Source organism: Tepidimonas charontis, from assembly GCF_007556685.1.
GTDB classification, from domain to species: Bacteria; Pseudomonadota; Gammaproteobacteria; order Burkholderiales; family Burkholderiaceae_C; genus Tepidimonas; species Tepidimonas charontis.
Map to the genome: position 1 here is coordinate 44,325 of NZ_VJON01000015.1, position 9,795 is coordinate 54,119.

Consider the following 9,795-nt stretch of genomic DNA (forward strand, 5'->3'; position numbering starts at 1 on the left):
CTCCTTACAGGGCTGCAAACACCAGGGTTTCGATGGTGCTGATTCGGTCAGCCAGCGCCTGCCGCGCCGTCTGCTCGGCGGCGATGGCGGCCTGCCGCGCAGCCTGCTCTGTGGCGATGGCCGCATCAAGCTGCGCCTGCGTGGCCAGGTTGCCGACGTTGCCGATGGCGGCTTCCAGGTCGGCACGCAGCTCTTGCAGCGCATCGAGCGTGGCCTGCGTCTGGGCGATGGCCGGCCCGACCAGCACGTCGATGCGCTGCAGGCCAAAGGCGGTGAGATCATCGATCACGCCTTGAAGACTGGCGCGCTGGTCTTCGAGCTGCGCGATACGCGCGTCGATGTCGGCCAGCACCGGGTTGAAATAATCCTCCGCCAGCGGCGTGATGCCATCGCGCATGCGGTAGGCGGGAAAGCGCACGGGCATCGCTCAGTCTCCCGTCACAGTGCCAGGTCGTAGCGCTCGGCCACATGCCATGGAGCGGTGGCCGTGACGCCGTTGCCGCTGATGCGGATGCGGTAGCTGCTCAGTGGCGTGGCGGGCGCAAAGCGATATTCGCGCCAGCGGCTGCGGCCATCGACGATATCGTCGCGCGTGGTGGACGGGTTGATGGCGGTGCTGCCAGCAAGGATCTGACACGCGACGGTGTGCCCGGCTGCCGGGTCGAAGTCTTCCAGCAACAGGCGGACGCGGATGTTGCTCGACGCATAGCTGAGCGTGCGCTGGGTGCTGATGTGCACGAAACCGGTGCCGGTGCGTGCTACGCGCACCTGCGAGCCTGTCAGCCGCACCGCCGGCATCAGGTCGCTGGTGCCGATGAAAACCGCCCTGATGGGCAAGATGGCCGCTCCACCGAACACTGGATCGCGGTCTGCGGTGATAGGCCGCCAGACTCCGCCCGTCTGATACTCAAACACGAGGCTCGTGGGATCCGGCGTCACTCCATCGAAAAGCATGTCGATGTCGGCGATGCCGCCTGCCAGTTGCAGCGGCTGCATCTGAATGACGGTACGCGGCGAGCGGAAGCGCGCGAAGTTCAGCCGCATCATTAGGTCGCGGTCTGCGCTGCCTTCGGACAGCCACTGACCATCCTGTCGATAGAGCAAGATGCCCTGAGTGTACTCAGTGCCATCGGTGAAGCCAACCCGATGCGGTGCGCCGCTGGACAGGACGATGGCATAGCGGCGGCCAGACTCGACCATCACGGGGTCGGTGAACGGGATGCGCAGCCATCCGCCTGTCAGCGCGGAAGCCGAGAGGTTAGCGCGGGCGATCACGCGCGATTCATCCGGCACCCCAAGCGGGGCGTCGCACAGCAGCACGGTCAGGCCGCCGGAAGGTGACACCGATGTGAAGTACAGCTCGATGCTGGTCAGCCAGCCGGTTTGTGCCATCAAGATCGTCTGCGCCAACAGCGACCCCTGGATGGTGTGGGTGTTGGTGACCGCTTCCCAGTACGTTTCTGTGTAGTTGTCCAGCCAGAAGCGCGTGCCACGAACGGTGCCGCTTTGGCTGAGCATGTTTTGCACGTCGGATGGGTCGATCTCCCAGGTCTCATCACCACGTCGATAGATGCGCGTGATGGGGTCGAAAGCGCCCTGCCGCCAAAACCCAGTGTTGGTGCAATACGTGCGCGTCTCCCCATAGCGGATGCGCTGCCGCGATAGGGTGCGCTGCACCATGCTGGTGGTCTGGTACTGATACTGGTTGATGGTGATCTCGCCGCGGCGCGTCTCCATGCGCAACCGCGCCACCTCATCGTAAGCCGGCAGCAAAAGCCCGCCGGCCGATACGCTGGCGTCTGGGTCGATGGGGTTGAGCAGCGCCAGCGCCGACGATTGTGTCCCCACGATGGGCGGACGGATGCCCTCTTCGGCGCGGGCGCTGTAGTCTGGGTGCGCGGTGTCGCTTTCGTCGTTGCCCAGGAAGTGGTCGGCCCCGTAAAAAGCGTAGTCGTCGGGCATCTCAAGCCGCTCCTTCACGCGGGCCATATCCTGAGCCAATTGCAACATCTGCTCAGTGGTCGCGGTTTGCGCGATTTTTTGCCCAAGACCTGCGATGTCGCTCATGATGTGGGCGATGCGCGGCTCGGCGCGGGTGATCCAGCCCTCGGCAGTGCGAAGGCGCTGGTCCACGGCAAAAAGGTTGGGCAGTTGTCGAGTCGTTGCGAGCACGACTTCTTGCACACCGGTTGGCGACAGCCGCACATGCGCCAGCAGCGTGTAGCCGGTCGGCGGCTCGGGTCGCTCTGGCGTGGGGCTTTCCAGCCCCTGGGCGATGTGGACCACCGCCACCCGGCGGCGCTGCATCGCCACCGCCTCGGGCTCCACCTCACGGGTCTGCAGATCGATCAGAAAATCACGGGGCTGGATGTCGGTGTCCTCCTCCTGCCCGAAGGCCGACACCGCCAACCACTTCTGATCCTGCAGCGGCAGCATGGCAAACACGCTGTGCACCTGCGCCGCCTCGATGGCATAGACCTTGCCGCTTTGGCCGTCGTACAGGCGGCCCGGAGACACTTCGATTTCGGTTGCGCTGCGCGCGCTGACCGTCAGCCCCACGAACTGCCGCTCGGGCGTGATGGCATCCGTCACCAGATGGCGCTGCGCCTCGTCGGCCCAGGTCTGGGTGTTGTTCAGGTCGGCGGCTTGCAGCTCCTGCCGGTCGCGGTAGATGACTTGCTTTTCCACAGATCAGCTCCTGATGGTGATTTGTCCGGCCAGCACAGCGCCAGCCTTGTGGATGCGGGAGGCGCGCGCGCGGGCATGCAGCCGGGTGCGCACCAGCACCTTGTCGTGCACGGCGCGCGCCCAGTCCATGGCATCCAGCACCGGCGCGATACGCTCGCGTGCGTCGCCCATCGACAGCGCCGCACGCATGGCGGTGGAGGCAATGGCCATCGGCAGCCGCCTGGGCGGCATACGCACGTGCGCCAGCGCCACGAACGGCGGGCTAGTCAGGCGCGTAAAGCCCAGATAGGTCGGCCCGTGCTTCGGGCGCGCGGCCACGTCAGGATCGTGCAGCCGGATGCGGTGGTACAGCCGCGCCGTGGCGTCCGAGCGCACGGTGTGCGCGCCACCCAGCGTCGCGCCGAATGCGAGCACGCCCGCGCGCTGTGCCCGCTCGGCCACCAGCTCCACGTCCGGCGACAGCGGCGACAGCGACGGTGCGGTCTGGCGCAGCGTCAGCAGGTGCACGCGCTCGCGGTAGGCGACGCGCGCGATGCGCCACAGCCTGGCGCTCGCATCGGCGCGGCTGACCTGACCGGCTAGCGGATCGCCGATCACCTGCCCCACGGCCACGGCGCGGCGCGCCAGGTCCACGGTGCCGCTGGCCTCGCTGTCCAGCGTCGTCCAGCCGTGGCTGGTGAGCGCCTCCGTGCGCCCATCGGGCCAGACAATCTCGGCCTCGATCGCTGAGCGCGCCATCGCGGCAGTGCGCGTTGGCGGCTCTGACGGATGGCCGACGAAGGCGCGGCCCAGCATCAGGCCCTCGCTGGCGCTGCGCTGGCGCTGCGTGCGGATGCGCATCTGCGGGTGTGCATCCAGCCACTGGCGGCGGCTCGCCTCGTCCCAGAAGCCGAGGAAGGTTTTCGCGGGCGGCATCTCCAGCCGGGCGATGCGCGCACCGGCCAGCCTTGCCAGCTCGCGCAGGCCCTTCGGGGTGCCGATGAGCGCGTGCAGCCGTGGGCTGTACTGGATCAGGGCGCGCCGGCCGGCCTCATCCGCCGGCCACACGGGCGGCAGGTCCTCGCCCGCGCCCAGGTGCGGCAGCAGCGCGGCCGGGATGCGCTGCGGGTCGGCCAGCGTGGAGAGCACCTCCGCGCCGGGCGTCCAGGGGCCGATGGCTCGGCTGATGGCGCGCTCGGTCCCGGTGGCGGCCAGCGGCAGCAGGTCGGCGCGCTCAGTCATGACGCGCCTCCGTGGTGATCGTCACGGCAGTGATGGCGGCGATCTCGCCTTGCCCCACGGACACATCCGCCGTCGGCTGCGTCAGGATCACATCGCGCACACCGTCGCCCATGAGCGCAGCGGTGATCTGCGCGCGCGTCAGATCCACGCGGAAGCGCATCTGCGCGGCCAGCGCCATGAGCCGTGCGCGCGCCTGAGCCGCCAGCAGCGCGCCGTCCGGCCCTGGCGGGTGGATCAGCGTGGCAGTCACCGTCACCGGCTTGACGGTGGCGGTCGTCACGTCCACCTCCACCGACAGCGGGCGCACGTCCTCCGCGAGCAGCGCGGCGGCCACCTGCGCGACGATGGCGTCCGCTGCCGTCGCCGCGCGCCAGCGCATGGGCGTGGCTGCGTCGTGCTGCGGGTGGCGGCCAAAGAGCGCCTCGCCGATGGCGGCCTGCTCGGCGGTCACGGCATGCAGCGGGGCCGCCACGCGCGCAAGCACAGCGATCTTGGCGCGCCCCGGCCGATCCGCCCACACGTCCACCTGACGGATGTCGGTCGAGACCGACAGCGCGCGCAGCATCCAACTCTGGCGGCTGCCAGCCGCCGACAGCGCGTGGTAGCCGATGAGCACGCGGCGGCGGAACCGCTCATCATCCTCGCCCGGCAGGCGGGCAAGGTCGTAGCGGGCGGCCAGGTTGTCGAGGTCGGCGCCGGTGGCCCACGGCAGCATCACGGCCTTGGTTGCGTCGTTGACCCGCTGGCGCAGCACCGTCTCGCGCCACGCGGCCACCTCTAGCAACTTGACCAGCGGCTCGGACTCCAGCGCCAGCACGGGCGCCAGTTCCGGCGCGCGCGCCGTTAGGTCGGCCTTGAGCGCGGACAGGATGGCCTCGAAGTCCAGCGTCTCGACGACGGCAGGCGCGGGCAGGCGCGACAGGTCGATCACTGACATGCCGGCGCCTCCCCGCCCGTCGGGCCGTCGCTTGTGCTATCGCCGCGGCGCACGCCAGTGTGCCGATGCTTGCGCAAGCTCACGCCTCCGGCATACACATCGCCGGTGACCAATAAGTCCCCCTCGATGCGCACCACGCACGAGGCGTGCAGGATCAGCCGGTGCGTGTCGCGCTCGTAGCGAATGTAGCCGCCATCGTCCCAGGCCAGAAGCGTGTGCTCCGGCTTGTCTGACGGCGCGGCAAAGCCAGGCCGCTGCTGCTGAAAAACCGCCGGCAGCGCCACCGCCTGCGCCATGTCGCCCGATGGCGCCAGCACCAGGCACTGCTCGCCGATGGCGGGCGCCTGCCACACGCGCAGATGGCCGGCCGCCCATGTCGCCCACGGCAGCCAGCCGGTGCGCACGGACGTCTCGCCTTCGCCCGCGATGCGCACGCGCGCGCGGCAGCGCTGCGCGTCGAAGTCGGTCACGGTGCCAAGCCGCACCGCGCCGCCGCGGCCCCAGTCGGCGGCCTCCAGCGTGAGGGTGTCAGGCGTGATAGTCATGGCAGCAGCTCGCCGATATCCTGCTCGCCCACGCTGGGCGCGTCGCCCTGAACACGTTCGTATTGGGGCTCGTGGGCCGCGCCGATCCACGGCGCCCAGCTCGAATACAGCGCCTCGTAGCGCTGGTGCAGCAGGCACGATGGCAGCGCCGCCGGATCGACGGGCGCAAGCTCGTAGCGCCGGCTGGCCTCGATCTCCCACAGGCCGATGCCGGGCTGATCCAGCCCCGCCTCGTCGCGGTAGATGAGGCGCGCATCGGTCACCAGCGGGTCGGCGGCCACCACCGCCAGCGCCACCTCGGCCATCGCCCAGCCCGCCTCGGCGGGCACCCGGCGCAGGTCAGCGAGCCGCGCCAGCACGTAGACGCGCAAGCGCAGCGTGGCCTCGCGGGCCTTGACATCAACGCCTTCGCAGGTGACGTAGATGCCGGGCAGCTTGATGCGCCACTCGCTGACCTTGCGTCCGGAGAGGTCTTCGGCGTGCACGGCCACCACGGCCGCGCCCGGCACGGCCGCGGCGATGCGGTCTTTGAGGGAGGCGAGGGCGGCGAGGATTGGCATCACGCGCCCCCCACACCGCCTGCGACGTGGCGGCGGATGATGTCCTCGATCTCGCTCTTGGCCTGCTCAGACAGCCCAAGGAATGGCCGCGCCGGGATGCTGACGCGCCGCCCGCGCCCGGCCCGGCCCCCGAACTGGTGAATGGCCGCGTGCGGCAGCTTGGTGCCGACCACGGCCTCGGTGTCGGTGACGCTGTACACCTGGATGCTGTTGCGCAGCTGGCCGGTGTCCAGCAGCGGCTTGGCGTCGGCAAAGCGCGCCAGCGTGCGTGCGCGGTTCTTGACGTAGCCCTTGGGCGAGTGCCGCCGCGCGCGCGAGACGATGCTGGCGGGCTTCAGGCGCGGCCATGCCTTGCCGTCAGGCGAGCGGCTCTCGTCGAACGCCTGCATGGCCGCCTCGCGCAGCACCTGCGCGGCCGCCGCCAGCGCCGGGCGCATGTTGGCGATGCGCCCCTGCAGCCCATCGATGGCGACCTTCAGCGCCCGGTCGTCGAGGGTGACGGTGATCATGGCCCCATCCCCGCCAGTGCAGCGTCCGTCATGACGCGCGGCGGCGCCCAGCCGATGCCAGCGCCCAGGCTCACCACAGGCGATCCGCCATCATCGAACGGCAGCGCCACCTGGCCTGCGGCAATCGCCTGCAGCTCGCGGATGGCGTCCTTGTAGGCGACATAGGCCGGGTGCTCCACCGGCACGTCGCGCCGCCACAGGTTGTAGCGCGCGATCACGGCCACCAGGCGCTTGAGCACCGGCGGGGCCGGATCAGGGATCGGCGCGGACGTTGCCTTGCGCACGTAGGCCAGCACCTCGTGCTCGGCGTCGTCGATCGCAGCCTGCACCGCGCCCGCATCCTCGCCAGCCGGAGCGTCGCGGTCGGCCAGACGCACGATGTCGTCCGAGCCGATGCGCGCTTCCAGCTCCGCTCTGGTGAGGATCGGCATGGCGCGTCACTCCTGCGTCTTGGCGCGCTTGCGCGGCTGCGACTCAGGCGCAGGCTGATCCAGCGCCTGCGCGGCTCCCGCCTCGATCAGCCAGGCGGCAGTAGCGTCGTCCACATCGACCACGACGCCGGGGACGAGCATCTGCCCGGCCAGAACCGCCTGCTGCAGGATCAGCACACGCATGACGGCTCCCATCAGTTGCTGGTGAAGACCTTGACCAGCGCGGCCGGCTGGTGGCACAGCGGCAGGCTGTTGCTCTGCGTGTGCAGCACGTAGCCGCGGTCGCCTTCCTGCGGCCAGGTCTTGGCGTAGAACGGCAACGCCACGGTGTTGACGGTCTCGTTGAAGTCCGCCGGGGCGAAGTAGGTGGCGAACGTGTCGGTCGTGCCAACAGGGATCGCATGGCCTTCGTTGGCGGCGATGAAGCGCTGGCCGTTGACGCTGGCGCGGTACTGCTCGAACACCACGCCGAAGACCTCGATCTCGTTGAAAGAGGACTGCATGAACGCGCGGGCGCTGGGGGTGTTCTTGATGTAGTCCACCACGGCCGGATGCGCCACCAGCTTGTGCCAGAACTCGGGCGAGACGAACACGCGCACGCCGGTCATCGTGTCGCCCATGAGGTTGTCTTCAATCTGGTTGACAACGGCCTCACACTTGGCGCGAATGTTCGTGGTGCTGGTGCCGAGCGTGAAATCGACGCTGGCTTGCGTCACTCCAAAGTGCTGATAGAGGTCGTAGAGCACGGTCCCGGCGCCATCCGTCACCACGCCCTTGATGGCGCTGAAGCGCTTCCACTCAAGCGTCTGGTCGTGCTTGGCGCGCATGCGCTGCAGCTTCAGCGCGATACCGTCGTTCACGGAAGACATGCCGGCGTCCTGTCCGAACGCGCGGATGCCCATCACGTCAGACGGGTGCAGGAAGTCCTCGTGCACCGTCTGCTTGATGCGGAAGGACAGCGTGCGGCGGGTGGAGGCGCCCGCCTTGGTGCCTTCGCCGCCCCACTCGTGATCGGGCAGCAGTGCCAGACCTGAGGACTGCTCTTCGATCACCACGTCGCGCGTAGCCAGCGGGCGGCTGCTGAAGATGCCCAGTTCGCCGATGCGGCCCCAGCGGCGCGGGATTTTGTTGATGGCAGCGGTCAGCTCGCCGACGGTGAAATCATTGATGTTCATGTTGCCCTCCAGGTCAGACAGTCTTGCGGGCCAGGATGCCCAGCGCTTTCAGTTGCGCCACCGCCGCATCCTTTTGCGCGTTGGTGGGGCTGCCGGCGAAAACGAGGTTGTCGCGGTCCACCACGATGGCGTGGCGCGCGATGATCACGCCGGGCTTGTCGCCGCTGGTGGCATCCACGGCGTCGAAGGCGATGCCAACGGCGTTTTGCGTGCCGTCGGAGGCGGCTGGGTTGAAGGCGGCGATCTTGCCGCTGGCCGTGATGCGGCCAACCACCTGGCCCGGCACCAGCGTCTGGCCGGAGGCCACAGTCACATCTTCGCGGCTGTAGCCGTGCGGGGCTTCGTACTTCAGGAAGTCACCGATGGTCTTGGTCATGGTCGGCATGGCGATGCTCCTATCAGATGTTGTTCACGGTCTGCGCGCTGGCGCTGACGCGATCCACAGCGGCCAGCAGCGCCTTGAGGCGGTCTTGCGGCTCATCCTGGACCGTCGAGGCGGCGCGGCTGAGCGCCTGCGACGAAAACAGCGCCGGGTTGGCCTGCGGCCGCTTGGCCACCGCCCGCAGGTCGGCGGCGAACGCGGCGAAGGCCGCGTCGCTCATCTCCAGGTATGGCTTGATCGCGTCGCCTTGCGGCGCGTCGCGGCCCACCTCTTCAAACAGGGCCGAGAGGCTTTCGACGCGGCGCTCCGTGCGCGCGCGCTCCAGCTCGGCCTGCAGGTTCTTGACCTGCTCTTGCAGCCCTGCAATCAGGGCTTCGTCTTCGGCAGTGCGAGACATGGTGGCTTGCTCCTTTGCTGGGCTGGGTTGAGAAACGGGGTCGAAGGCAAAGCGCAGCGCCGCGGCCGACGTGGCCGGGTCCGCGCCAACCGGCACGAAAGACACTTCACGGATGTGCGGCTGCTCGAAGACGCCCGAGACGCGCACTTCGCGGCCGTTGACCACGAGCGGCTCGGTGACCTCGCGGAAGTTGGCATTCATGCCCACCGACATCTGCAGCGGGAAGTCGGCCTGCAAGAGCGCCGCGATCTGCCGGCCGGCGTCGGTGGCCGAGAGCACCTCGCCTTCGATGCGCAGGCCCTGAGCGCCGTCAGGCTGGCGGAAGCGATAGATGCGCCCCTTGCCCGCGATGGCGCCGACGCTGGCCTGGTGATCGACCAGCACCGGCAGCTCCTCGCCGTCGGCGTTCTTCAGGCCAGCGAGGTCGATCACCACGTCGCCGTGCCAGCCGTAGGCCGGCACCACGCCGCCGGAGTAGGCCACGCCCTCGAAGCGCAGCGGGCCGTCCTCGGTCGGCTTTTCGGCGGGCCGGACGGCAAACGTCAGGGTGTGCAGGCGTTGGTATGCATCCATGCTCGCCGATGGTGGCGAGCGGGTGCCGGTTTGTCGGCGTGAACGGGTTCGTCGGCAGCGATCGCGTCGCGGCGCATCTGGCTTGCTGCCGCAGCTCAGCGCAATGCGTAGTCGCGCCCGTCTTGCAGCTGTCAAGGCAAAGTAGAAATGTCCGCCCTCTGAGCAAGTTAGAAATGTCCGGTTTGACGCCGAAGGTATGTCCTCATGGGCTGGCCCATGGGCCAGCCCATGAGGGCGGAGCGCTGAAGAGACGACGCCAGGGGTGCTCAGGGCCGGGACACCATGGCTGTTTGACTTGGCGCGCTTTGAGGATGTCATCCACCCGCGCATTGAGCGTCTTGTCATCGACGGCGCTGGGGGTGGCTGGAGCAGGATCG

The 9,795-nt window shown here is 68.8% G+C and carries 12 protein-coding genes; all 12 read right to left on the minus strand.

Annotation, left to right across the window (positions count from 1 at the left end):
- Positions 1–4: 4 nt before the first annotated feature.
- The 12 genes from Tchar_RS06190 to Tchar_RS06240 are packed head-to-tail and all read right to left on the minus strand — an operon-like array spanning position 5 to position 9,418.
- Complete coding sequence (locus tag Tchar_RS06190) at positions 5–424, minus strand: hypothetical protein (RefSeq protein WP_144328194.1); 420 nt, start codon at positions 422–424, stop codon at positions 5–7.
- Between the two features lie 14 nt (positions 425–438).
- Complete coding sequence (locus Tchar_RS06195; protein ID WP_144328195.1) at positions 439–2,688, minus strand: hypothetical protein; 2,250 nt, start codon at positions 2,686–2,688, stop codon at positions 439–441.
- A 3-nt stretch (positions 2,689–2,691) separates the two neighbouring features.
- Positions 2,692–3,909 (minus strand): phage tail protein, encoded by a 1,218-nt coding sequence (locus tag Tchar_RS06200; RefSeq protein WP_144328196.1) that lies wholly within the window; start codon positions 3,907–3,909, stop codon positions 2,692–2,694.
- Positions 3,902–4,846 (minus strand): baseplate assembly protein, encoded by a 945-nt coding sequence (locus tag Tchar_RS06205; RefSeq protein WP_144328197.1) that lies wholly within the window; start codon positions 4,844–4,846, stop codon positions 3,902–3,904. The genes Tchar_RS06200 and Tchar_RS06205 overlap by 8 nt, the downstream gene beginning before the upstream one ends.
- Positions 4,837–5,391, minus strand: a complete 555-nt coding sequence (locus Tchar_RS06210) for a phage baseplate assembly protein V (protein WP_144328198.1) — start codon at positions 5,389–5,391, stop codon at positions 4,837–4,839. The genes Tchar_RS06205 and Tchar_RS06210 overlap by 10 nt, the downstream gene beginning before the upstream one ends.
- The gene (locus Tchar_RS06215; RefSeq protein ID WP_161595462.1) at positions 5,388–5,951 is read right to left on the minus strand and encodes a hypothetical protein; all 564 of its coding nucleotides are present in this window, start codon (positions 5,949–5,951) and stop codon (positions 5,388–5,390) included. The genes Tchar_RS06210 and Tchar_RS06215 overlap by 4 nt, the downstream gene beginning before the upstream one ends.
- Positions 5,951–6,460, minus strand: coding sequence for a phage virion morphogenesis protein (locus tag Tchar_RS06220; protein WP_132963590.1), 510 nt, complete (start codon positions 6,458–6,460; stop codon positions 5,951–5,953). The genes Tchar_RS06215 and Tchar_RS06220 overlap by 1 nt, the downstream gene beginning before the upstream one ends.
- Entirely contained in the window at positions 6,457–6,891 is a 435-nt protein-coding gene (locus tag Tchar_RS06225) for a DUF1320 domain-containing protein (RefSeq protein WP_143897633.1), read from the minus strand. Before Tchar_RS06225 ends, Tchar_RS06220 begins: the two co-directional genes overlap by 4 nt.
- A gap of 6 nt (positions 6,892–6,897) precedes the next feature.
- Positions 6,898–7,074 (minus strand): DUF7302 family protein, encoded by a 177-nt coding sequence (locus Tchar_RS13730; RefSeq protein WP_161595463.1) that lies wholly within the window; start codon positions 7,072–7,074, stop codon positions 6,898–6,900.
- An 11-nt stretch (positions 7,075–7,085) separates the two neighbouring features.
- Positions 7,086–8,066 (minus strand): major capsid protein, encoded by a 981-nt coding sequence (locus tag Tchar_RS06230; RefSeq protein ID WP_132963588.1) that lies wholly within the window; start codon positions 8,064–8,066, stop codon positions 7,086–7,088.
- Between the two features lie 13 nt (positions 8,067–8,079).
- Positions 8,080–8,451, minus strand: a complete 372-nt coding sequence (locus tag Tchar_RS06235) for a head decoration protein (protein WP_132963587.1) — start codon at positions 8,449–8,451, stop codon at positions 8,080–8,082.
- Positions 8,452–8,464: 13 nt separating this feature from the next.
- On the minus strand, positions 8,465–9,418 hold the full coding sequence (locus Tchar_RS06240) for an HK97 family phage prohead protease (protein WP_132963586.1): 954 nt from the start codon (positions 9,416–9,418) through the stop codon (positions 8,465–8,467).
- Positions 9,419–9,795: the final 377 nt, after the last annotated feature.